Genomic DNA, 23,843 nt, shown 5'->3' with positions numbered 1-23,843 from the left:
GTGTTCTCTCGGTCAGTTCGTCGGGTGAGTTCGCGTGACGGTGAGCAGCAGCGGCGTTTGGACGCCGAGCCGGGCGGCGGAGTCGGCGATGACTTCTGCTGTCCAGCCGATCGCCTCGCACGTCCACTCGGCCAGGTCGCCGTGCAGCATGACACCGTGCAGCGGCGGGCCGTTCCAGAGCCCGTCGCCGCACGCCGGGGCCGGGGTGCTCTCCCTGTCGGTGGTGTGGTGGGAGGTACAGACGAAAACGTCCTGCCGCAGGCGTGTGAGGTGGTCGGTGAGCTGCTGTGCGACAGCGGGTATCGCGGGGTCCAGCCCACTGTTGATGCTGACCTGCACCGTGGTCTTCGATCGAGGGTCGCCCTCGGCGAACCACTCGAGTGACCCCATCGACGGCACGGGCGCGTACGGCGGGCGCGACGCGGGGTCGATCCCCTGAACCGGCAGGAGGACCTGCACCGCGGACAGCGATGGTGTGCCGGCGCGCGCTGTCGCGTCCTCGGCGCACCGGAGGAACGGCTGCACGGGGAGCGGCTGGTCGTCGGCGACCGCGCCGGCACTGACCTGGAACCAGGAAATCAGGGCCGTTCCGGCAGTGCCGAGCGGGTGTTCCCACCCCGCGTCGTTCATCCCCCAAAGCCCAGGTGTGTGGCGTGTCCGGTCGTGGACGCCGCCCCCGAGGTCCGTGTCGTCGAGCCAGCTCATGGCCCGTGACCGTTGGTAGAACAGCTGGTAGGCGTCGTGCTCGGGATCGTGCCAGGCGTGCGGAACGAACTCGCCGTAGAGGGCGGCGAACAGGGTGCCGGTATCCCGGCGGGATCCGGGCACCCTGCCAGGCTGCGCTGCCGCACTGCGCTCCGGCACGCTGGTTCCTCCCTGGCTCCCTCGTAGCCTCCGTGGCTCACTACGACACTAGGACACCCGGCACGTGACGTCGCGCTGCCGCTCCGGCAACGGATCAGCTGCCGGTCGCGGCGATCGTCTGGGGGCGCAGCACGGTGAGCGCGGCCACGAGTGCGACAAGCGTGAGACCCGCGAAGACCGCAGCGGCGCCGGGATAGCCCCCGAGGCCGAGGCCGAGGCCACCGAGTCCGGCACCGGCGAAGACGCCGAGGCTCATCCCCGCGGCGTTGACGCTGAGCGCCGAGCCGCGCAGTACGCCGCAGCGGCGGACCAACAGGCTCACCACGCAGGCGGCCACGGTGGCATGGCTCAGCCCCAGTGCCGCGGTCAGTGCCAGCGCCACCGGCAGTGCGGGCGCGAAGTAGAAGCCGGCCATCGCCGCGAGCGCTACCGCAAGACCGATCACCAGCACACGTTCCACCCTGGTGCCCGAGCCCGCCGCGTTGATCAGACGTCCGACCAGGAGGTTACCCACGAAGAACGCTGCTCCCGACAGCGTCCACACGAGTGCGAACACCCCGGGTTCCAGCGCGAACCGCTCGTCGTAGAAGGCCGCGAGGTATGCGAGGTAACCCATGAAGGCCGCGGTGCGCAGCGCTGCCACCAGCACCAGCGCGAGTGCCCCGCGGACGGCGGCGAGCGCCCGGAACGATGCCAGGTAGCCGAGCCGGGACCGTTCACCGGTCTCGGCATGCCCGCGGTGGCGTCCGCGCAACAGGATCACCGCCAGCAGCACCGAGACCGCGCCCACCGCGAGCAGATCTCCCTCCCAGCCCCACAACAGGGCAGGGACGGCAAGGACAGGGGCCGCGAGCATCGCTGTCAGCGACTGTGTCGCGGTCACCAGGGTCGCCGCCCTGCCCGCGGCGGGGCCGGAACCGTAGTGGTCGGCGGCCGCGGCGCCGAGGGCCGGGTTGAGCACGGCCGTCGCCGCGCCGATCAGCAGGCAGAACGCGGCGAGCGCCGCGATGTCGCCCACCGCGCCGAGTACCGAGGATGCGCCAAGGAGGATCAGGCCGCCCGCCGCGGTCCACTCCCGGGGTAGCCGGTCGATCAGCGGCGCGAGCGCGGTGCCGACCACCAGTGCGGCCAGCCCGCCCAGCCCGCGCAGGCTGCCCATGGCGGCCACACTGGTGCCCGCGCCCTCGGCGATCGGCACCAAGAACGTGCTGAACACGGTGAACGGCACCAGCCCGACGGCGGAGGCCAGGAGCACCGGCCAGAGTTCCGCCGTCATCCGCAGGTCTCCGGGGACCGAGCCATCCACAGTGGACTTTTGTTCGATGGTTTGCATCCTTCTGGTCGTCGGGGCGATCGGGCGGGGTCAGCGGCCGATGGAGCGGAGGTATTCCGCGAACTGCTCAGCGCCCTCGATGTTGCGCGGTCCGCTCACGGCCTGTCCGTAGTCGAGCACGTAGAAGTGTCCATCACGGACAGCGGGACTGGAGGCGAGCTGTGGGGCGGACTTCAGGAATTCGATCTTGTCCTCGACGGGCTGGTCTCCGTAGTCGACGACGGCGATGACCTCCGGAGCGGCGTCCACAACCGCCTCCCAGCCGACCGTGGTCCACCGCTGCCGCAAACCGGTGAAGATGTTGCTGCCACCGGCGAGCGAGACGAGCACGTCCGGTGCGCCCTGTCCGCCTGAGGTGAAGGGCTGGTCGGTGCCGGAGTCGTAGACGAAGACCCGGGCGGGGGTGCCATCGGGCTGGTTCGTCCGCAACGCCTCCGCTCGCTCCCGCAGGTCGGAGACCAGTTCCTGTGCCCGGTCCTCGACCCGGAAGATCTGCCCGATCTGCGTCAGGTCGGTGTAGAGCGCATCGAGTGGCGGAACTTGCACCGGGGTGTCGCCGTAGTTGAAGCAGCTCTCGGTGTGCTGGTAGCTCTGGATGCCCACCTCTTCGAGCAGTTGCGGCGTGATGCCGCGGGCCTCGCTGAACCCGGAGTTCCATCCCGCCAGCACCCAGTCGGCCTCGGCGTCGACCACGACCTCCCTGCTGAGGACGTCGGTGCTCAGCGTCTCCACCGAGCGGTACTCCTCGAGCCAGGGCGACCGTTCGACGGCCGGGTCCGCTGTGGACGGCATGACGATCCCGCGCATTCGGTCGGCGAGGCCGAGCGCGAACATTTTCTCCGTGCTGCTCATGTCGTAGGCCACCGCGCGCTGCGGTACCGGATAGGTGATGCTCTGCCCGCAGTTGTCGATGGTGACGGGGGCAGGGCCTTCCGTCGCGTCCTGCTCGACATCCGCACCGCACGCGGTGGCGAGCAGGCAGACCGTGAGCACGGGGGCGGCGAGTAGGCGGCGTCCGGACAACCTGTTCACAGGCTCATCCCTTCTGGGTCGTTCTGGTGGTGCCGGGTGGCATCGAGGTCGAAGAGCAGTTGCGGCACCCCGGTGCGGGGATGGGCCACGATCGACGGCGCCACCCCGAAGACCTGGCGGATCAGCCCGGGTTCGAGCACGTCGGCAGGAGTTCCCGTCGCGACAAGACCGCCCTGGCGCAGCACCGCGAGCCGGTCGCAGGTCGAGGCCGCGAGGTTGAGGTCGTGCAGGGCCACGACAACCGTGAGCCCGCATTCGCGCAGGAAGGACAGGAGCTGTACCTGGTGGTGCACGTCGAGATGGTTGGTCGGCTCGTCGAGTACGAGCAGTTGGGGTTCCTGGACGAGCGCCCTGGCTATCAGCACGCGCTGGCGCTCCCCGCCGGACAGCGAGAGCATGCCGCGATCGGCGAGGTGGCTGACCTCGGTGCGCGCCATCGCCGCACGGCAGAGGTCCCGCTCCCGGTCGCTGAGCTGTTGATTGCCGCGCAGATGCGGGAATCGGCCGAGTGCGACGACCTCGGCGACGGTGAAGTCGAGTTCGGTGTGGTTCTCCTGTGTGAGGGCGGCGACGGAGCGTGCGGTCGTGCGCAACGGCTGCGTGCCGACGTCCGTGCCGTCCAGCCGCACCACCCCGGTGGTCGGGCGCAGCGCGCGGTAGATACAGCGCAGAGCCGTCGACTTGCCACTGCCGTTCGGGCCGACGAGGCCGAGGATCTCCCCGCTGCCTACGGAAAGGTCGAGTGCCCGGAGCAGCGTGGCGCCTGCGATCTCGACGGAGACCGCCTCGAGGTCGAGGTGCATTCAGCGGCCTCCGAAGAGGTAGCCGCGCCGCCGCATCAGCGTGATGAACACCGGAACACCGATCAGGGCCGTGATCACACCGAGCGGGAGTTCCCTCGGGGCGACCAGCGTCCGGGAGACCAGATCCACCCAGACCAGGAGGATGGCGCCCGCCAGCGGCGCGATCGTGAGCACCCGCGCATGTCCCGCACCGACGAGAATGCGGACGAGGTGGGGCATCACCAGGCCGACGAATCCGATGGCGCCACTGACCGCGACCAGCGCCCCGGTGGTGACGGCGGTGAGCAGGAACAGCGATCGGCGCAACGCCGTGGTGTCCACGCCTAGGCTCGCCGCCGTCTCGTCGCCCATCGCGAGCACGTCCAGCGAGCGGCTCCTCCTGAGCAGTACCACCACGGTCACCAGCACCACGAGCGTCGCGATGGGCAGCGAACCCCAGGTCGCGCCCCCGAGGCTGCCCAGCAACCAGAACAGCACGGTTCGGGCGGCCTCGCCGAACGGGGCGAAGAACACGATCACGCTCATCACGGCCTGGAATCCGTAGGCGAGCGCCACTCCGGTCAGCACGAGTCGTAGCGGGCTGAGCCCGGCCCTGCTGTGCGCGGCGAGGTAGACGAGCACCGAGGCGACGAGTGCGCCGAGGAACGCCGCGGCGGACAGGGCGTACACCCCGAGCCCCGCGAACAGTCCGAAGGAGACCACGGCACTGGCGCCGACGGAGGCACCGGACGAGACGCCGAGGATGAACGGATCCGCCAGCGCGTTGCGCACCATCGCCTGCACCACCACACCGATGGCGCTGAGCCCGGCACCGACCACGACCGCGAGCAGCACGCGAGGCGTGCGGACCTGCCAGATGATCGAGTAACCCGTGAGGTCGGCGGCTTCGAGTCTGCCGCCGGTCAGCGCGGCGGTGAGGTAGCGCAGGGTGTCCGGCAGCGGGACGACGGTGGGCCCGAGGGCGATCGCCAGCACCACGGAGCCGGCCAGGACCAGCGAGAGCACGAGCACGGTCAGCGTCAGGCCGGAGCGGGTGTCCACCGCGTACGAGGTCTGCCTGGTGTACGTCGGGGCCACTCGCCATCCTGTCTCATCCGCGGTCGTCACTCTGTCGGATGATCAGCTTTCTGGTAACGATACTCATTGTCAAGTAAAGTTACTCCGATTTAAGGTGCCACGCACACGAAAACGGGGCAGGGGACCACTTCAACGGCCCCTGCCCCGTTCCGGGCTGCACGTCAGACGACGTTGAATTCGTCCGGGTTGGGCCCAACCCGCTTGCCTTCGTCCAGTTCGGACAGGGTGACGAGGTCGCTGTCGTCGAGGGCGAAGTCGAAGACCGCGAAGTTCTCCCTGATGCGGGACGGGGTGACGGACTTCGGGATGACGACGTTGCCGAGCTGCAGGTGCCAGCGCAGGATCACCTGTGCGGCCGAGCGGCCGTGCTTCTCCGCCAGTGTGAGCACGGACTCGTTGCCGAGCAGGTCGCCACCCTGGGCGAGCGGGCTCCATGCCTCGGTCGCGATACCGTGCTTGGCGTGGAACTCCCTGAGTTCCGCCTGTTGCAGCTGCGGATGCAGTTCGATCTGGTTCACGGCGGGCACGACGCCGGTCTCGGTGATGATCCGGTCCAGATGCGCGGGCTGGAAGTTGGACACGCCGATGGCCCGGATCCGCCCGTCGGCGTAGAGCTTGCCGAACGCCTTCCAGGTGTCCACGTAGCGATCCCGCTCCGGTGTGGGCCAGTGGATCAGGTAGAGGTCGAGCGTGTCGAGCCCGAGCTTGTCGAGGGTGGCGTCGAAGGCGCGCAGGGTGCTGTCGTACCCCTGCTCGCCGTTCCACAGCTTGCTGGTGACGAACAGCTCGTCCCGGGAGAGGTCGGAGTCGGCGATGGCCTTGCCCACACCCGCCTCGTTGCCGTAGATCGCGGCGGTGTCGATGCTGCGGTACCCGGCCTGCAGCGCGGAGGTGACCGCGTCAGTGGTCTCCTTGTCCGGGACCTGGAAGACGCCGAAGCCAAGCTGTGGCATGGAAACGCCGTTGTTCAGTGTGACGTCGGGAACGACGGTCATTGGTGCTTGTCCCTTCCGGTGTTCGTTCATAGGTCGGGTTGTTCACCGCCGACGTGCGGCCATGTGCCGCCTCACCAGCAGTCGACAGCCACGATCGTCGACTTGTGCACAACCCGACGGGCGAGAGCGCCAACTCACGGAAAATAGTTGCATACGCCGTATACAACTATACGCTCAATACATTGGCTCGCAGATGAAGGCGCGAGCCGGTCAGTGGACCGGGCTGCGGGCCTCGGGTGAACTCTTCGCGATCGAGCGCAGCAGCCGCTGCGCCCGCAGCGCCAGGTGCATACTCAGCCGGTCGTCCTCGTTGTCCAGGCGTTCGCCGAACAGTTCCTTGAGCTGGTGCAGGCGGGAGCGCACGGTCTGCGGGTGCACGCGGAGGCGTTTGGCGATCTCCGGCGCCCCACCGCGTGTCTCCAGCCAGGCGAGCAGAGTGTCGCTGAGCCGCTCGCGTTGCTTCTCGCTGAGCGACTCGAAGGGGTCGAGATTGCGTTTGGCGACCTCGGCGGCGAAAAAGTCCTCCGCGAGCAGCCAGAGTGTGGCGAGATGGTCCTGGCACCAGATGACTGGTTCCGTCTCGTCGGTCGCGGTGTCGATCAGGCGCAGTGCGCGTCGGGCAGTGCGAAGCGCGGAAGGAGCCTCGGCCAGCGCCACGGTCGGTGACACCGCCGCTCGCCAGCCGTGCACCCTGCCGTCGGTGAGTGCGGCGAGGTGGCGGTGTGGATCGGCGGTGAGCAGGACCGGTTCGCCGGAGTCCGCATCGCTCAGCGCGTCCTCGAGTTGGTCGAGCCATGCGAGGTCGCCGCCGCCGTTCGTGCGCTGCAGGACCACGACGGCCGCCGCCTCGGGTAGCGGCCAATCCGCCGCGGACGCCATGTCCTCCAGCCTCCGTGATGCCGCGTCCGTGCCCGCGAGGATGAGGTCCAGCAACTGTCTTCGTGCGCGCTCGGTGGCTCCGGATGCCTCGGCCTGCGCGGCATGGTAACCCTCCAGCGCCGTCGCGGAGAGTTCGTCGACGAACGCGAAGATGCCTTCGGCGCCGAGGGCGACCAGATCGGGTGCCCGCTGCATGAGTTGCGGCGTGATCAGCGTGGAGACGTAGCGCCACGCGGCCTGGCCGCCGACCCGCGCCGCCGCCTGCAAGGCGTCCAGGTTGTCGCGGTGGCTGAACTCGAGCCTGCCCCGGGTGCGGAACAGTTTTATCCACGATTCGCGCGGGACGTCCGGATTGCCAAGGCAGTCGAGGCAGTGCAGCACGGCCTGCTCCACGCCCTCGACCATCGCCCTGCCGAACGGCCCCCGCAGCGGCTGGGAGTAGGCGGGTACGGAACGCTGGATCTCCTTGATGACCGCGGCGGAAATGCGGCCCGCGTGCGGGCGCAGGAACGCGGCGACATCCGGTGGCAGCGAGCCGAGCAGCCGGGCGCTGCGATACACCCCTGCGCTGTGCTCGGTGGTGTGTTTCTCGTTGTCGTTTCCGGACACCCAATCACCTCCCAGGCGCGGGAACGACAACCGTGCCGCTCCGGTCGCTGTTGCGGTCATTCGTCCTACGGGTGAGTAACCTACGCGCTCGTAACCGGACGCGACACCGACGTTTGTACTGTTCCCAGCCCTTAACGGTATTGGGGCGGTGCGAACGTGAGCCGTGGATCGGTCTGCACGAAGGTGCCGAGGAGCTGGTCGATCTGGGTCAGCACGTCCAGGTCGAGGACCATGCCCGACGCCTTCGTGTTCTCGACGACCTGTTCGGGAGCGGAAGCGCCGACGACGACCGAGGAGACGCCGCGGTTCTGCAGGGTCCAGGCGATCGCGAGCTGGGCCATGGTGAGCCCGGCGTGCTCGGCGACGCCCCGCAGCAACTCCACCCGGTCCAGCAGGTCGGCGTGCAGCAGCGGGGTGACAGCGCCCTTGGCCCATGGATCGCCCGCCGCGCGGGAGTCCGCGGGCACGTGCCCGCCGCCGTACTTGCCGGTGAGCACACCTTGCGCGAGTGACACCGAGGCGAGCTGGCCGATGCCGGTTCGTTCGGCCACGGGCATGACCTGGGATTCCGGCACCCGCCACAACATCGAGTAGTGCGGCTGGTTCGACACGAGCGGTACGCGTAGTTCCGCGGCGAGCACCGCACCGCGCTGGATCTGCTCCGCGGTCCACTCCGCCGTCCCGACGTAGAGGATCTTGCCCTGTCGCACCAGGTCCGCCAGCGCGAGGAACGTTTCCTCCAGCGGGGTCTGGTAATCGAAACTGAGCAGTTGGTACAGGTCGATGTGGTCGGTGCCGAGCCTGCGCAGGGATCCGTGGATCGACGAGTGCAGGTGTTTGCGGCTGAGCCCGCGCTGATTGGCTCCCGGCCCCTCCGGCCAGAACACGCCGGTGCTGAGCACCAGGTCGCCGCGTGGTGTTCCCGCGAGCCCTTCGGCCAGTGCCTCCTCCGCCGCGCCCTGTCCCCAGGCGGCGGCGGTGTGGAACAGGTTCACACCAGCGTCGAGTGCGGCGCGGACGCACTCGCCGGAGTTGCCCCCGCTGCCGTGGGTGAGCCAGTTTCCGTAGGAGATCTCGCTGACGAGCAATCCGCTTGCCCCAAGGCGCCGGTACTCCATCGTTCAGCCCAGCTTTCCGGTCGCGAGCGCGGTGTCGGCGATCATCCGGTCGATCCAGCCGTCCAGGTCATCGGTCTTTCGTGCGTACGCCTCGCCCGCACAGGCGTGCGGCAGGATCAGGAACCGCTCGGCGGCGACTCCGGCCACCACGGAGTCGGCGACATCGTCGGGTTCCAGCAACGGGGCTGTCGCGGCGATCGCGACGGCGGCCGGATGTCCGGCTTCGATGCCGGGGGTGAGCAGGCCGGTGCGCACACCAAGTGGGCAGAGCGCGCTGACCCGGATGCCCTTCGGCCGGTATGTGATGGCCAACCACTCCGCGAGGCCGACCGCGGCGTGCTTGGTGACCGAGTACGGGGCGTCGCCAGGTGCGTTCAACAACCCCGCCGCGGATGCCGTGATCAGCAGGTAGCCCTCGCCTCGTCCGAGCATCGAGGGCAGCGCGGCCTGCGCGGCGTACACGTGCTGCATCACGTTCACCGACCAGGAGCGTTCCCACTGCTCGTCGGCGGCGTGCACCCCGGTGCCGAACGCCATTCCCGCGTTCGAACAGAACAGGTCCACCGCGCCGAAACGCTGTTCGGCAATGGACAGCAGCCCGCGCAGATCCGCCTTGACGCACGCGTCCGCCGTGCTGGCCACGGCTCGTCCGCCCGCTTCGGTGATCGACGCGGCCACCGCCTCGGCCGCCGCACCGTCCAGGTCGGACACCACCACACCCCTGGCGTTCTCCCTGGCGAACCGACGCGCCATCGCCGCTCCGATGCCGTGGCCCGCGCCGGTGACGACGGCGACCCGGTCTGTCAATTCCACACCCGGCTCCATCAACTAGTTCGAATATTTCCGAGAGACATTCATAATCGGCCGCTCGGTTTTCCATACTTGTCAGGTGCTGAGCAAAAGAGAACGCTGTTTTCGCCCGGAGGCGATAAAAGTCCAGCTCAGTGCCTATCTGCTCGGCTGATGAATAGCAGCTTGCCGGTAGAGGCTAGCAGCGTTCCCGGCATTTTCGAGGCGACTGAATCAACGCTCAACTGCCACTGAAACACACGTGCGACAACCGAGCCACGGTGCGGTTCTGCTGCATTCTCTGTGCGGTGCCCCCGCTGAGCCCGCACGTGGCTGGGTGGAGAACCGACTTGAGACACCGGGAGGTTTCATGCCCCAGCCGGAGGTGGACGCCGACGACCTGTCCGGTCCGCGGTACCGCGTGCTCGGGGTGAATCCGTTCGGCAGGCCCGACGCCCGGCTCGTCGCGGCGGTGTGCCGTGGCGGCGGGTTGGGTGTGCTCGAACTCGGCGGCGGTGCGGGCGGCGATGACACCGCCGCGGCCCTGTCCAGAGTCAACCGGGATGTGCCCACTCCGTTCGGCGTGCGCGTGGGGCAGGGCTGTGCGCTACGGCCCGAGGACGTGCTCGGGCCGTCCGAGCCGGGCCCCACCCTGGTCGTGCTCGGCGCGGGCGCACCATGGGCGCCCGTCGAGGTGCACGCCGCCGATCCCACCGTCGTGCTGCTGGCCGAGGTCACCGGCCTGGACGAGGCGAGGTCCGCCGTCGCGGCTGGGGCTCGCGGCCTGATCGCCAGGGGCCACGAGGCCGCGGGCCGGGTCGGCGACCTCACCTCGTTCGTGTTGCTCCAGCAGCTGCTCGGTGCGGACGACCTCGCGGTACCGGTGTGGGCATGTGGCGGAATCGGCCACCACACGGCTGCGGGAGCTGTGGCGGGCGGGGCGGCCGGCATCGTGCTCGACTCCCAGCTCGCCCTGTTCCCCGACAGCGACACCCCGTTCCCCTTGCGGGAGGCATTGGCCCGCATGGACGGATCCGAAACCGAGATCGTCGGGGGCGACCGGGTGCTCCCGAGCCGAGCCGGTGCGCCGCCGGTGCCGCTCGGCCAGGACGCGCACCTTGCCGCGCTGCTGTGTCGGCGGCACGAGTCGGCGGAGGCGACGGTGCGGGACCTCGTGCACGCGCTCGGCGACCACGAGCCGGTCGCCGGACCGGACGAGCAGGGTGCCGCGCTGCGGCGGACGCTCGGAACCCGGCACGCGGTGGCGCAGGGACCGATGACCAGGGTGAGCGATCAGCCCGGTTTCGCCGCGGCCGTCGCCGAGCACGGTGGGATGCCGTTCGTCGCGGTCGCGTTGTCCGACGGCCGCAGGACCGCGGATCTGTTGCGCCGCACCGCGCAGGAGCTCGGGGAGCGGCCGTGGGGAGCGGGTATTCTCGGGTTCGTCCCGGAACGACTGCGGGCGGAACAACTCGAGGCCGTTCGGGCGGCACGACCGCGCGCCGTCATCATCGCCGGTGGCACGCCCGCACAGGCCGCCGCACTGGAGTCCGAGGACATCGCGACATACCTGCACGTGCCCTCGCCGATCCTGCTGCGCCAGTACCTGCGGGCGGGTGCGCGCCGGTTTGTGTTCGAGGGCGCCGAATGCGGCGGACACATCGGGCCGCGGACCAGTTTCTCGCTGTGGGAGGCGCAGCTTTCGGTACTCGATGACGAGCTCGCCCGGACCACAGGCGGATCCGGTCCCGCCGTCGAGGTGTTCTTCGCCGGTGGTGTCCATGACGCGCGTTCCGCCGCCATGGTGGCCGCGATGGCCGCCCCGCTGGCGAACCGGGGTGTCAGCTTCGGGGTGCTGATGGGCACGGCGTACCTGTTCACCGACGAGGCGGTGCGCCACGGCGCCATCACCGGTCAGTTCCGGCGCCAGGCCCTCGCCGCGCAGGTGACCGCGACGCTGGAAACGGCGCCAGGGCACCTGACGCGCTGCCTGCACAGCCCGTTCGTGACGGAGTTCCACGCGATCAGGGAGGAGCTGCGGGCCGGTGGCCTCCCCGCACAACAGCGCTGGCAGCGGCTGGAGGAACTCAACACCGGAAGGCTGCGGATCGCGAGCAAGGGACTGCGCAGGAACGGCGACGAGCTGTATCCGGTGGACGAGACCGAGCAACTGGCCGAGGGCATGTTCATGGCCGGGCAGGTGGCCGTCCTGCGGTCGGCCCCCACTGGTGTGGCCGAACTGCACGGCGCGGTGACCGAGGGAGCGGCGGCGCTCCTGGGTTCTCGCCGCACTCGCCGGACACCGGTCCAGGCCGACCCGGTGGCACCCGAGGCTGGTGTGCTCGGCGATACGGCCGCGGATGTGGCGATCGTGGGGATGGCCTGCGTGCTGCCGGGAGCGGCCGACCTGGCCGCGTTCTGGTCCGGCGTGCTCCGGGGCACCGATGCCGTCACCGAGGTGGACCCGCGGCGGTGGGACCCGGCCGTGTACTGCGACGGCGGCGACGGCATGCGGTCGGCCTCGCGCTGGGGCGGGTTCATTCCCCCCGTCGGGTTCGACCCGATGTCGTTCGGCATCCCGCCCACCTCGATGGGCAGTATCGACCCAGCCCAGTTGCTCTCGCTGGAGGTCGCGCGCAGGGCACTGCATGACGCGGGCTACGGGCAGCGACCGTTCGACCGCGAACGAGCCAGCGTGATCTTCGGCGCGGAGGCGGGCGGCGATCTGGCCAACGCGGGTGTGTTGCGCGCCCTGCTGCCCGCCTACCTCGGCGAAGTGCCCGCCGAACTGGACGCGCGGCTGCCCCGCCTGACCGAGGACTCCTTTCCCGGCACGCTCGCCAACGTCATCTCCGGCCGGATCGCCAACCGCCTCGATCTCGGTGGCGCGAACTACACGGTGGACGCCGCCTGCGGGTCGTCGCTCGCCGCACTGGACCTGGCCGTCAAGGAACTGGCGCAGCGCACCAGCGATCTGGTGCTCTGCGGTGCCGTCGATCTGCACAACGGCATCAACGACTACCTGATGTTCACCTCGGCGGGCGCGTTGTCCCCGACCGGGCGGTGCAGGCCGTTCGACCGCTCGGCCGACGGCATCGCACTCGGCGAGGGCGTGGCGTGCCTGGCGCTGAAACGGCTCGCCGACGCCGAACGCGACGGCGATCGCGTCTACGCCGTCGTACGAGGGGTCGGAGCGGCCAGCGACGGCCGGTCCCTCGGTCTCACCGCACCGCGCCCCGAGGGACAGCGCAGGGCGTTGGAACGGGCGTACCGGCAGGCGGGGGTGAGCCCGGCCGAGGTCGGGCTGATCGAGGCACACGGAACCGGAACGGTTGTCGGCGACGGCACCGAACTCCGCACCCTGACCGCGTTCTTCCAGGCGGCGGGAGCCGAGGCGGGCACCTGCGCGCTGGGCTCGGTGAAGAGCCAGATCGGCCACACCAAATGCGCTGCCGGGCTCGCGGGACTGATCAAGACGGCACTGTCGCTGTGGTTCGGCGTGCTGCCGCCGACCCTGCAGTTGCGCGAACCGCACGCCGAATGGGATGCGGACACGAGTCCGTTCACCTTCGACACCACGGCCCGGCCGTGGCCGGCGAGCGGGCTTCAGCGGGCGGCGGGTGTGAGCGCTTTCGGCTTCGGTGGCACCAACTTCCACGCCGTCCTCACCGCGCCGCGCACGACTTCGTTCGACCGGCACACACTGCGCGACTGGGACGCCGAACTCGTCCTCGTCAGGGCCGCCGATCAGCAGGGCGAGTCGCGGGTGCTGCGCGAACTCCTGGACCTCGCCGAGAGCGGTGACTTCGGCTTGACGCAGCTCGCCGTCGAAGCGGCGCGCAGGGCCGACTCGTCGGTCCACCCGATCCGCGCGGCCGTCGTCGCGGGCAGCGTCGCGGAACTCGCGGACATCCTCCGAGCGGCTGTCACCGGTGCGGACGCCAAGGGACTGGTGCGCGCCGATCCCACCGCGGAGCCGGGATCAATGGCCTTCCTGTTCCCCGGCCAGGGCAGCCAGCGTCCCGGAATGTTCGCGGAGTTGTTCGTCGCGTTCCCCGATCTGCGCACCGGCATGGACGCCGACCGCGTGCTGACCGAGGTCGTGTTCCCGCCCGCCGCCTTCGACCCGGCACACCAGTCGGCGCAACGGGAACGGTTGCGCGACACCAGATTCGCGCAACCCGCGCTGGGCATGGTGGAGCTGGCGGTGGTCGAGTTCCTGGACCGCCTCGGTGTGCGGCCTGATCTGCTCGGTGGGCACAGTTACGGAGAACTGGTCGCGTTGTGCGCGGCGGGCGCCTTCGACCGGGAGGCGCTCCTGCGGTTGAGCCGGGCCAGAGCGGCGGCGATCGCCGCCGCGGCGAGCGCGGACCCGGGCGCGATGGCAGCGGTGCGCGGCCGGGAGGACGAGGTCGGTTCGCTGCTTCGGCAGGGCGGGCTCGCCGAATCGCTCGTGGTGGCCAACCACAACGCACCGGACCAGATCGTGCTCTCCGGACCGACAGCGGCGATCGAGACGGCGGTCGGCCTCCTGCGTTCGCGGTCCATCGGTGCCAAACGCATCAACGTCGCCTGCGCGTTCCACAGTCCGCTGGTCGCGGGCGCCGCCCCGACGTTCGCCGAAGCGCTTGCCGCCGAGCGGATCACGCAGCCGCGGGCGCCGGTATGGGCCAACCGCACCGCACGGCGGTATCCGGAACCATCCGGCAGCGCTGCCGGGTCCGCTGTGCGCACCGAACTCACCGCGCAGCTCGCGGCGCCCGTCCGGTTCACCCAACAGATCGAGGACATGTATCGCTCGGGTGCCCGCATCTTCGTCGAGGTGGGCCCTGGGTCGGTGCTGAGCGGCCTGACCAGCTCCATACTGGCCGGGCGAGCGCACACCGTCGTCGCCTGTGATCCCGGTCAGGGTAAGGGAATGCGCGGCATTCTCACTGCCGTCGCCAGAATGGCGGTCGCGGGCGCGGAGGTTCGCGCCGACTGGCTGACCCGAGGCAGGGCCGAGCCGCGGCCTCCGGCCAGCAAACCTCCCTTGTGGACAGTAGACGGCCATCTGGTCCGCCGTCCTGACGGTGAGTTTCCAGCCAACGGGCTCGTGCCCGCGACGTTGATTCCGAGGTCTCACATGTCACAGCCGCAGCCCACCGGACAGCCGTCGCAGAGCACGTCGGCGGCCACCGAGCGGGACCGAGTGGTGGTCGACTTTCTGCGCAACAGCAGGGAGAGCATCGCCGCCCAGCGGGACGTCCTGCTGGGCTATCTCGGCGCCACCCCGGCGCCCCCCGCCGTGCACACCGTGCCGCAACCGCAACCGCAACAGCAACCGGCGGATGTCGCCATCCCCGCGACGGCACCCGTCGCGGAACCGGAGGTCGCTCCGGACGTGCTGACCACCGTGATCGAGGTGATCAGCGACCGCACCGGATATCCGGCGGACATGATCGACCACGAGCTGGATCTGGAAGCCGACCTTTCGATCGACTCGATCAAGCGCACCGAGATCGCGGGCACCCTGATCGGGAAGCTGGGGCTGACCGAGACAGCGGGGGAGGACGGGCAGGACGCGCTCAGCCGCAAGCGGACCGCCCGCGCGATCACCGAGTGGATCGAGCAGCGCGGTTCTTCCTCGACGGACTCCGCCTCCTCGACGGACTCCGTACCGAGCGGCTCCGACGGCACCGGGCCGGAGCAGCCGGCCGCCGAGGTCGCGGGCGCGGCACCCCAGCGGTTCGTGCTCGATGCGGTGTCCGCACCCCTGCCCGCCGATTCGGATTCCCTCGCGCTGCGCGGCGCGCACGTGGCCGTGGTGCACGAGAAAGGCCAGCGGGAACTCGTGGACGCGGTGTCCTCGGAGCTGGCGAACCGCGGCGCGGTGGTCCAGGAGGTACCGGCGGGCGACGATCAGCTCCGCGCCGGCGAACCCGGGATCGTGGTGTTGCTCGGTCCGCTGGTGGCCGGGGACGATCAGGTGGTCGAGCAGGTCTTCACCACGGTCCGGGCCGTGCTCGCGGACGCCCACACCGTGTTGGTCGCGGCTCCCGCGCAGCGCGGCAGTGCCGATGCCGTCGAGCGGGTCGCGGGCCTGCGCGGTCTGCTGCGCGCGGTGGCGAGGGAACGTGCGGATTCCGGCGGCGGTACGCGTACCGCGAGACTCGTCGAGGTGGACCCGGATGCACCCGCCGCGGACCTGGCCCGGCTACTGCTGAGTGAACTGGGCGCGACCGGCGGCGCCGTGGTGCGGCGTATCGGTGACGAGCGAGCGGAATTCGCGCTGCGTGCGCGAGAACTCGAACCTGTGGCCTTCGCCGGAGCCGGACCAGCCGGGCCGGACGCCGCCGACGCCGCTGCGATCGGGCTGTCCCGGGACTCCGTCGTGGTGCTGCTGGGTGGGGCGCGGGGAATCGCGGCGCGGTTCGCCGGACGCCTGGCCGCGGCCGCGGGCTGCCGGTTCGAACTGGCCGGGCGCACGGCGTGGCCGCCGGAGCGGGAAGATCCCGACATCGCGGACATCGGCGATGCCGCTGGATTGCGCGCCGCGCTGTCCGCCAGGGGTGGCTCGATCTCCGAAGTGGAGGCCGCGGTCCGTACCGTGCTGGCCCAACGGGAGATCGGCAGGACGCTGGCCGAGATTCGTACCGTGGGCGGGCAGGCGGAGTACCGCGAGATCGACGTTCGCGACGGGGCCGCGGTCCGCCAGTTGCTCAAGGACGTGCACGCAACCCACGGCAGGCTCGACGGCGTCGTGTACGCGGCGGGAGTGATCGACGACCGGCTGGTGCAGGACAAGGAACTCGTCTCCTTCCGCACGGTGTTCGGCACCAAGGTCGACGGGGCGAGAGCGGTGCTGGACTCCGTCACCGAGCTCGGCCTGAGCCCACGGTTCATCACGTTCTTCGGCAGCATCGCGGCGGTGCTCGGCAACCGGGGCCAGGCCGACTACGCCGCGGCCAACGACGCGCTGCACACCATGGGCACGGCTTGGGCCCGGCGCACCGGCCGTCGTGTCCTGACCGTCCACTGGGGACCATGGGCGCCTTCGGGCGATCACGCCGGAATGGTCTCCGCCGAGCTGGCACGGGAGTATCAGCGTCGGGATGTGGGGCTGATCGATCCCGATGAGGGCACCGCTTGCCTGCTGCGTGAACTCGCCCACGGCGCCCCGGACACCACGGCCGTCGTCTACACGGCCTCGATGTGGTGAGTGGCGCGGACATGGCGGGCCGTGCGGGAGGCAGGGGACCGGTGGCGATCGTCGGGATGGCGGTGCTGCTGCCCGGTGCGCCTGACCTCGACACCTACTGGCGCAACCTGCGCGACGGCGTCGACGCCATCACCGACATCCCCGACGGCAGGCGTGATCCCTCGTTCCACGACCTGGCCGGTGCGGAGGCGGGGCCGCCGTCCCCGGACCGCACGTACTGCCACCGAGGTGGATTTGTCGACCCGGCCGTGACCATCGAACCCCGCGCCTTCGGGGTCATGCCGGCTTCGGTTGCCGGGATGGAGCCCGATCAGCTGTTCGCGCTGCGTGTCGCGAGTGCGGCGGTGAACGACGCGGGCGGAAGAAGGGTGCTGGGGGATCCTGGCAGGACCGGGGTCGTGCTCGGCAGGGGCGGCTACCTTTCGCCCGGACTGGCGCGTTTCGACCAGCGTGTCCGTACCGTGCGCCAGGTCCTGCACACCCTGACCGAACTAATGCCGGGGCTGAGCGCGGGCCAACTGGCCGCCGTCCGCGCAGGACTGCTCGAACCGCTGGGAGAGCTGAGCCCGGAGTCGACCATCGGACTGGTCCCGAACCTCGCCGCGTCGAGAGTGGCGGGCAGGCTGGACCTCGGTGGTCCCGCGTACACAGTGGACGCGGCCTGCGCCTCGTCGCTGATCGCCGTGGACCACGCGATCAGCGAACTGCACTCGGGCCGCTGCGACGCGATGCTCGCCGGCGGGGTCCACCACTGTCACGACGACACACTCTGGTCGATGTTCACCCAGCTCGGCGCACTGTCCCCGACGCAGAGCATTCGCCCGCTCGCGCGGGACGCGGACGGACTGTTGATCGGCGAGGGCACGGGTGTCGTGCTGCTCAAACGGCTGGCCGACGCCCGCCGCGACGGTGACCGCGTGTACGCCGTGCTGCGCGGCGCCGGTGTATCAAGCGACGGACAGGGCGCGAGCCCGGTGGCTCCGGACAGCCGGGGGCAGGAGGTCGCGGTGCGGCGGGCATGGGCGGAGGCGGGCCTCGATCCCGCTGCCGCGGACTCGATCGGCCTGCTGGAGGCACACAGCACGGGGACAAAGGTCGGTGACGAGGCCGAACTGGCCACCCTCGCCCGAGTGTTCGGCGGCGCGGTAGCTCGTCCCGCGGTGATCGGGTCGGTGAAGTCGATGATCGGGCACACGCTGCCCGCCGCCGGAGTCGCGGGGCTGATCAAGGCCGCCCTCGCGATCCACCACGCCACGCTGTTGCCGACGTTGCACTGCGCTGACCCGAATCCCGCCCTCGCGGGCACCCGCTTCCGCCCGATACCCGCGGCGCGGCCGTGGGATCTGCCCGGCCCACGGCGGGCCGCGGTGAACGCCTTCGGCTTCGGTGGGATCAACGCGCACGTGCTCCTCGAAGCGGAGGAAGGCTCCGTCGCCACCGCACGTTCGGTGGGCCGCGGGCCCGCCCGGGTCGGCGAACCGGAACGAACGCTCCGGCTCGCCGGTGCGGACCCCGCGGCGTTGGCCCGGTTGCTCGACGGGCCCGACGCGGCCGTGTTGCGCCGATGCGGTGCCGAGCCCGTGGCACCGGTGGGTGAGACCGGCAGCCGCATCGGAATCGTGGATCCGACCGAGCGGCGACTCGCGGTCGCCCGCAGGGTGCTCGCCAAGGCGGCGCAGGGATGCACGTCCTGGCACGGCGCGGGGGACGTGTGGTTCAGCGCTCGCCCCCTGCTGCGGGCAGAGCCCACCGCGCGCCTTGCCCTGCTTTTTCCCGGCCTCGAAGCGGAGTTCGCGCCGCGCTGTGCGGACCTCGCCGAGCACTACGGCCTGCGAGAGCCGGCGGTGTCCGGCGACGGTGTCCTCGCCAAGGCCAGGACCGTGCTGGACACCGGCCTGCTCCTGCACCGCGTGCTGCGCCGGATCGGCCTCGAAGCGGACGGGTTCGCCGGGCACAGCGTGGGCGAGTGGACCGCGATGGTCGCCGCGGGAATGTACGCGGAGGAGAACGACCGGGGCCTGCTCGACCGGTTCGGCCCTGACATGGGTCTGCCGGAGGTCGACTTCCTCGTGCTCGGCTGTTCGGCCGAAGCGGCCGAGCGGCTGATCGCGGCCACCCCGGGGATGGAGCTGTCGCACGACAACGGGCCGCGGCAGTCGATAGTCTGCGGACCGGAATCCACTGTGGACACTGTGGCCCGCGCCGCCCGTGCCGCCGGTGTGGTCGCGAGGATCCTGCCGTTCCGGTCCGGCTTCCACACGTCCGCACTGCGGCCGTTCCTACCGGGGTTCCGGCGACTGATCACCGAGTCGCTACTCGCCCCCGCGGCGCCGCGGATCTGGTCGGCGACCACCGCGCGGCCCTATCCCGACGACGCCACGGCGGTGCGGGAGCTCTTCCTGCGTCATCTCGTTGCGCCGGTCCGGTTCCGGCAGCTGGTCGACGCCATGTACGAGGCGGGATTCCGCGTGTTCGTGCAGGCGGGCCCCGGTCAGTTGGGATCCTTCGTCGCCGACACCCTCGGCGAGCGCCCCCATCTGGTCGTCAGCGCGAACTCGGCGCAGCGCCCCGGGCTGGACCAACTGCGCAGGTTGAGGACAGCACTGTGGGTCGAGGGCGTCGAACTGACCACGCAGGCAGGGAAAGGCGGTCCATCCGCCGGCGCCGAACAGGGACAAGGGGTCTCCCTGCGCACCTCGACACCGCTGCTCTCGGTCTCCCCGGAGACACGGGGACTCATCGATGGCGCGCCGCGGCGGGAACTGCCTCCGGGAGTGGCGGCGGAAGTGGTGGCCGAGTTCGACGCGCTGCTGGCCGAGACGCGGGACGCGGCGCGCTCGGTGTGCCTCGCGGCGCAGCACGGTGCGGCGGGGGTGGAGGAGTCCACTGTAGATCTCGATATCTCCGTCGATGCCATGCCCTACCTGCGTGACCACCGGTTCTTCCAGCAGCCTGAGGACTGGGCGGACGAGGCCGACCGCAGGCCGGTCGTCCCCGCGACGACCCTGGTCGAGCTGGCGATCGATCGCGTGCGAACCGTGTGGCCGGACGAGGTCGCCATCGCGGTGCACGGGGCGCGATTCGATCGGTGGCTGGTCGCCGAGCCGGCGCTGCGTGTGCCGCTGCGGATCTCCCGGACAGGCGGGCTGGTTTCGGTGAACATCGGTGAGTTCGCCTCGTTGACCGTCGAGCTGGCCACCGGATACCCGGCCCCGCCCGCGCCGCAGGCGGGGCCGGAACAGGCAGAACCGGAGTGGGTCCCGCCGCTGCCCGCGGCCGAGATCTACCGGCGCAGGGAGATGTTCCACGGGCCCGCGTTCCAGGGACTCCATGAGTTGCACGGAATTGGTGCGGCGCACATCCGCGGCTCGCTCACCGTGCCGCCCGCGCCCGGCGCGCTGCTGGACAACGCGGGCCAGCTGCTCGGCTGCTGGCTGATGGCCACCGAGACCGAGCGCCTGCTCGCTTTTCCCCGGTCGATCAGAGAGATCACCTTGCACGGTCCACAGCCGCCGCAGGGGACCCGGCTCGACTGCGTGGTGCGGGTGTCCACGCCCGACCCCGCCGAACTGGTCATGGACGCCGAACTCCGGTTGGCGGGCCGTGTGTGGGCCCGCATCCGGGGCTGGTGCGATGTCCGCCTCGCCTGCGACCGTCAGGCCCATCGGGTGTACGCCTTCCCCAGGGACAACCGCCTCGCCGAGCAGCGGCGCGACGGTCTGGCGCTGGTGCGGGACCGGTGGCCGACCGTGGCGGCACGGGACATCTTCGCGGGGGTCTACCTCGCGGGCGCCGAACGCGCCGAGTTCGCGCGGCGGCCGCTGCGACAGCAGCGGGACTGGCTGCTGGCGAGGATCGCGGCGAAGGACGCGGCTCGCGAGTGGCTGTCCGCGAACGGCACTCGCGCGCTGTTCCCCGCCGAGCTGGTCGTGACCGAGGAGGACGGGGAGCGGTTGCGGGTGCGGCCCGCGCGCGACCGGACGTTGCCGGAGCTGCGGGTCGCGGTCGCCTGCTCCGGCGGCGCAGCCATGGCAGTGGCGCGGCCACTGTCCGCACCCCCGCTCCGCATCACCGTCCCGGCGGACGGCGGCGAGCCGATCCTGTCGCGCGTTTCCAGGCAAACACAGTGAGTCAGGGAGAATTGGGATGACGACGAACAAGACCGTGCAGGACACCGGCGTTTTCGCCGCGGTGGCCGGGATGCTCGCCGAACTGGTCGGTGACCTGGAGATCCTCGGCGTCGAGATCACTCCCGACACGGCCTTTCACGAGGACCTCGGGTTGGAGAGCATCGACCTGGTGACCTTCGCCGGTTTGCTCGCCGAGCACTTCGGTGCCCACGTCAACCTGGCCGAGCATCTCGCGGAGCTGGAACTCGACGAGGTCATCGGACTGCGGGTCGGTGCCATCGCTGCCTATGTGGAGGCACGCGTCGACGGGGCCGCGCAACCGGGGAGGGCAGAATTGTGCCGCTGACGCTCGTCAACGGACTGTCGACGAACTACCAGCTGCTGTCCGCCACGGGTGCGCCCGCCGCGGAGCCGGTCGTCTTCGTGCACGGAATGGGCACCGACAGTCTGGCCAGCTTCTACCTCACCCTGGCCCCGCCGGTCGCGGCCGCGGGGTTCGACGTGATCAGCTACGACCTGCGCGGACACGGCAGGACCGAACGCCCGGCCAGCGGATACACGATCAAGGAGTTCGTGACCGATCTCGACGAGTTGTTGCGGCAGTTCGCCGCCGATCGCCGGGTACACCTGGTCGGCAACAGCTTCGGTGGCACCCTCGCGTACAGCTACGCGTCGATGTATCCGGAGCGGGTGTGCAGCATCGTGTGCATCGAGTCGGAACCGCCGACCCCCGCGTGGTCGGAGAAGATGGCCGCGATCCTGTCGGGCACCGTGGAGTTTCTGCGGATCGAGGAGAACTACGCGTGGATCGAGGCGAACTACAGCGCGCACCACCGCCGCCTCGCCCGGCTGGCCGCGGACCGGATCAGCGCGACCTCGATGGCCGAGGAGGTCCCGCTGGGGCCGCTGCTCACGTTGGACCAGGTCGCCGCGATCGAGTGTCCTGTCCTGTCGGTGCTGGGCAGCCACGGCTACCAGGCCGACGATCTGGAGGCGCTCACCGAGCTGCTGCCCGCGGGTGAGCTGCACGTCTTCGAGGGCCAGGGCCACTCGGTGCTCGTGGAACGCCACCACGAGGTGCGACGCCTGCTCCTGGACTGGGTGCGACGGCATGGTGTCCTGTGAGACTGCTCTTCGTCGTCCCGCCGCTGGCCGGTCACGTGAACCCGCTGGCCGCGGTGGCGGGTGAATGCGCCGCGCGGGGGGATTCGGTCGCGTGGGCGGGGCCCCGCCCCGTGACGGCGAGGCTGCTCGGCACCAGGGCGGGCACCGTGTATCCGGCGGGGGAGTCGTCGTGGTTCTCGCTCGATCGGCGTCCGCCGGAACTGCGCGGCTTCGCGGCACTGAAGTTCCTGTGGGAGGACTACCTCGTCCCGCTGGCCGACGCGATGGTCGCCGGGATCGCGTCGGCGGTGCGGGACTTCCGGCCCGACGCACTCGTGGTCGACCAGCAGGCACTGGCCGGCGCGGTCGTCGCGATGCGCTCCGGGCTCCCGTGGGCGACCTCGGCATCGACCTCGGCGGAACTCGCCGATCCACTGGGAGCCCTGCCGAAGGTCGCGGGCTGGATCAGCGGGCTGCAACGCGACCTGCGTGTACGCCACGGTGTCGCGGGGGCTGAGCCTGCCGCGGATCTCCGGTTCTCCCCACACCTGGTGCTGGCGTTCACCACCGAGGCGCTGGCCGGCGCGCCCGCGGTGCCGATCGCCGGGCAGCTCCGGTACGTCGGCCCGGCGCTCGGCGACCGGCCCGAAGCGGGCGGATTCGACTGGGACTGGCTCCGGCCGGGGACACCGCTCGTGCTGCTGACACTGGGCACGGCGAACGCGGAGGCAGGCGAGCGGTTCCTCGTGGCGGGAAAACGCGCGCTGGAGGATCTCGACCGAGAGTTGCAGGCCGTCGTGGTGGATCCGCGCGGGGCGCTGGCCGAGGGCAGGCGCGGTTCCGGGGTGCTGGTGGTGCGGTCCATCCCGCAGCTGTCACTGTTGCGCAGGGCATCGGCCGTGATCTGCCACGCCGGGCACAACACCATCTGCGAGAGCCTCGGCAACGGCGTTCCCCTTGTGGTCGCCCCGATCCGGGACGACCAGCCGGTGCTGGCCGAGCAGGTGGTCGCCGCGGGAGCGGGGCTGCGACTGCGATTCGACCGGGCGACGCCGGACGACATCCGGGACGCGCTGCTGCGCGTCCTGCACGACCCCACCTTCACCCGTGCCGCGGCCCGCGTCCGGGACTCCTTCCACGCGGCGGGCGGTCCGGCCGCGGCAGCCGACGCCCTGGCCCGCTTGCCCTGAACGCCTGCGCCGTCCCCGCACAGGTGTTTGCCTCCGGCGCGCCCGCCTGCGCCATCGGCGTCCGGTGAAAGTCCTCAGGCGACCGGCGCGGCGGACGACGTCCCCGGGGACGACGGCTCAGTCGTGGGAGTCCCGGTCGGCTCAGCGGTGGGCGAGGCGGTGGGCGAGGATTCCGGCGGCGGCGAGGACGCGGGCGGCTCGGTCGGCTCGGGCTCGGACGGCTCTGTCGGTTCCGGTTCGGACGGCTCCGGTTCGGATGGTGTGCTCGGGGCCGTCGTGGGCGGCGGTGCCGGAGTGGGGGTGCCGGTCGGTGTGTCCGGTGTGGATGGTTTGTCGGGCCGGTTCCCAGGAGTCGTCTGGTGTGGTGGGGGTGTGGTGGGGTTGGGTGCGCCGGTGGTGGTGGTGTTGTGGGTGGTGCCGGTGGGCACGGTGCTGTCGGGGGTGGGGGTGACGCCGCCTCGGTAGGCGGTGGCCCAGAGGATGACGGTGTTGACGTAGGTGTCGGAGTGGTTGTAGCGGTAGACGGCGGCGCGGAGCTGTTCGGGGTCGGTGAGGTCGAAGCCGCCGGAGCAGAGGTAGCGGGCGGTGGCGAGGGCGGCGTCGTAGATGTTGTTGGGGTCGGCGGTGCCGTCGTTGTTGCCGTCGGCGGCGTAGTGGATCCAGGTGGAGGGGATGAACTGGGTGGGGCCGACGGCGCGGTCCCAGGTGGTGTCGCCGTC

Annotated in this window: 15 protein-coding genes; 5 read left to right on the top strand and 10 right to left on the bottom strand. The window is 70.7% G+C overall.

The window, feature by feature from the left end; translation table 11 throughout:
- Window positions 1–12 precede the first annotated feature (12 nt).
- The 9 genes from BM199_RS27800 to BM199_RS27760 form a co-directional block, all read right to left on the bottom strand.
- Window positions 13–864: a hypothetical protein gene (locus tag BM199_RS27800; protein ID WP_177242819.1), complete on the bottom strand. Its 852-nt coding sequence runs from the start codon at window positions 862–864 to the stop codon at window positions 13–15.
- 94 nt (window positions 865–958) lie between these two features.
- Window positions 959–2,197, bottom strand: coding sequence for an MFS transporter (locus tag BM199_RS27795; RefSeq protein WP_245788819.1), 1,239 nt, complete (start codon window positions 2,195–2,197; stop codon window positions 959–961).
- A 30-nt stretch (window positions 2,198–2,227) separates the two neighbouring features.
- On the bottom strand, window positions 2,228–3,229 hold the full coding sequence (locus BM199_RS27790; RefSeq protein WP_245788817.1) for an ABC transporter substrate-binding protein: 1,002 nt from the start codon (window positions 3,227–3,229) through the stop codon (window positions 2,228–2,230).
- Window positions 3,226–4,032 carry an ABC transporter ATP-binding protein gene (locus BM199_RS27785; protein WP_091677627.1) on the bottom strand — a complete coding sequence of 269 codons (807 nt, stop codon included), beginning with the start codon at window positions 4,030–4,032 and terminating at the stop codon, window positions 3,226–3,228. The genes BM199_RS27790 and BM199_RS27785 overlap by 4 nt, the downstream gene beginning before the upstream one ends.
- On the bottom strand, window positions 4,033–5,109 hold the full coding sequence (locus BM199_RS27780) for a FecCD family ABC transporter permease (protein WP_245788815.1): 1,077 nt from the start codon (window positions 5,107–5,109) through the stop codon (window positions 4,033–4,035).
- Window positions 5,110–5,270: 161 nt separating this feature from the next.
- Entirely contained in the window at window positions 5,271–6,104 is an 834-nt protein-coding gene (locus BM199_RS27775; protein ID WP_091677625.1) for an aldo/keto reductase, read from the bottom strand.
- Window positions 6,105–6,314: 210 nt separating this feature from the next.
- Complete coding sequence (locus tag BM199_RS27770; RefSeq protein WP_245788813.1) at window positions 6,315–7,592, bottom strand: PucR family transcriptional regulator; 1,278 nt, start codon at window positions 7,590–7,592, stop codon at window positions 6,315–6,317.
- A 131-nt stretch (window positions 7,593–7,723) separates the two neighbouring features.
- Window positions 7,724–8,710, bottom strand: a complete 987-nt coding sequence (locus BM199_RS27765) for an aldo/keto reductase (RefSeq protein WP_091677621.1) — start codon at window positions 8,708–8,710, stop codon at window positions 7,724–7,726.
- A 3-nt stretch (window positions 8,711–8,713) separates the two neighbouring features.
- Window positions 8,714–9,523 carry an SDR family oxidoreductase gene (locus tag BM199_RS27760; RefSeq protein WP_091677619.1) on the bottom strand — a complete coding sequence of 270 codons (810 nt, stop codon included), beginning with the start codon at window positions 9,521–9,523 and terminating at the stop codon, window positions 8,714–8,716.
- Between the two features lie 346 nt (window positions 9,524–9,869).
- On the opposite strand from BM199_RS27760, the gene BM199_RS27755 reads away from it, so the two are divergent.
- From BM199_RS27755 to BM199_RS27735, 5 genes are read left to right on the top strand one after another with little or no spacing between them, the layout of a single operon-like run.
- Complete coding sequence (locus BM199_RS27755; protein ID WP_091677616.1) at window positions 9,870–16,700, top strand: type I polyketide synthase; 6,831 nt, start codon at window positions 9,870–9,872, stop codon at window positions 16,698–16,700.
- Complete coding sequence (locus BM199_RS27750) at window positions 16,697–20,830, top strand: beta-ketoacyl synthase N-terminal-like domain-containing protein (protein WP_245788811.1); 4,134 nt, start codon at window positions 16,697–16,699, stop codon at window positions 20,828–20,830. Before BM199_RS27755 ends, BM199_RS27750 begins: the two co-directional genes overlap by 4 nt.
- A 16-nt stretch (window positions 20,831–20,846) precedes the next feature.
- Window positions 20,847–21,176: an acyl carrier protein gene (locus BM199_RS27745; protein WP_091677611.1), complete on the top strand. Its 330-nt coding sequence runs from the start codon at window positions 20,847–20,849 to the stop codon at window positions 21,174–21,176.
- Window positions 21,167–21,955: an alpha/beta fold hydrolase gene (locus tag BM199_RS27740; protein ID WP_091677608.1), complete on the top strand. Its 789-nt coding sequence runs from the start codon at window positions 21,167–21,169 to the stop codon at window positions 21,953–21,955. Before BM199_RS27745 ends, BM199_RS27740 begins: the two co-directional genes overlap by 10 nt.
- Window positions 21,952–23,124 (top strand): glycosyltransferase, encoded by a 1,173-nt coding sequence (locus BM199_RS27735; RefSeq protein WP_091677606.1) that lies wholly within the window; start codon window positions 21,952–21,954, stop codon window positions 23,122–23,124. Before BM199_RS27740 ends, BM199_RS27735 begins: the two co-directional genes overlap by 4 nt.
- Before the next feature lie 74 nt (window positions 23,125–23,198).
- On the opposite strand, the gene BM199_RS27730 is transcribed toward BM199_RS27735, so the two are convergent.
- The coding region (locus BM199_RS27730; RefSeq protein ID WP_143101937.1) for a lytic transglycosylase domain-containing protein at window positions 23,199–23,843 on the bottom strand (645 nt) is incomplete at its 5' end.

The organism is Amycolatopsis marina (genome assembly GCF_900111885.1).
Lineage (GTDB): Bacteria > Actinomycetota > Actinomycetes > Mycobacteriales > Pseudonocardiaceae > Amycolatopsis > Amycolatopsis marina.
Note: the sequence above shows the minus strand (reverse complement) of the source record. Positions and strands in the feature narration are given on the sequence as shown.